At 73.1% G+C, this 557-nt stretch carries 1 protein-coding gene and 1 pseudogene; both read right to left on the bottom strand.

Annotation, left to right across the window (positions count from 1 at the left end; genetic code table 11):
* Positions 1-60: 60 nt before the first annotated feature.
* Positions 61-144, bottom strand: coding sequence for a putative leader peptide (locus tag FNQ90_RS28735; RefSeq protein WP_368733336.1), 84 nt, complete (start codon positions 142-144; stop codon positions 61-63).
* A gap of 234 nt (positions 145-378) precedes the next feature.
* A pseudogene (locus FNQ90_RS26165) lies at positions 379-557 on the bottom strand (GNAT family N-acetyltransferase); the annotation flags it as partial.

Below are 557 nucleotides of genomic sequence, written 5' to 3'. Positions count from 1 at the left end.
GTGCGGGAGGGGCGCGCCCGAACAGGCGGGCGGCAGGGGGGAACGGCGGTGCTGCGACTCTCAGCGCGCCGAACACATGGCGCTGGACATTCGGCCGAGATCGACGTGGCGCCGACTCACCAGGGCAATTCCAGCTCGAGACATGACGGAAGCGTGGCACGGCGACGCGGAGCAGTCCACCGTTATCCACTATGCGGGCAGAGTCGTCCCGTTATTCGAGACGCGTGATCCCGGTCACCCCTGGCGGGTCGACTGGACGGAACGTCTGTTCGAACTCCCGGGGTCACCGCCGGCTCCCGCCACCGTTCCGTCCCGCTCACCACCGCCCGGACCGTCCCGGGGAGCGCCCGGATCCCCGGGCTCACGCGCCGCCGGGACTCACGCGCCCGGCCAGGGGCCGGGCGTCGGCCGTACCGGCTCCACCTCCCGGCGGACGTCGTACACCCGGAAACCGCGCCGCTCGTAGTTGGTCAGCGCGTGCGGGCCGTCCAGGCTGCAGGTGTGCACCCACACCCGGCGGGTCGCCTCCCGCCCCGGCCACCGCTCCGCCAGGTCCT

Origin of the sequence: Streptomyces alkaliphilus (assembly GCF_014141535.1) — a bacterium.
Lineage (GTDB): Bacteria > Actinomycetota > Actinomycetes > Streptomycetales > Streptomycetaceae > Streptomyces > Streptomyces alkaliphilus.
Note: the sequence above shows the minus strand (reverse complement) of the source record. Positions and strands in the feature narration are given on the sequence as shown.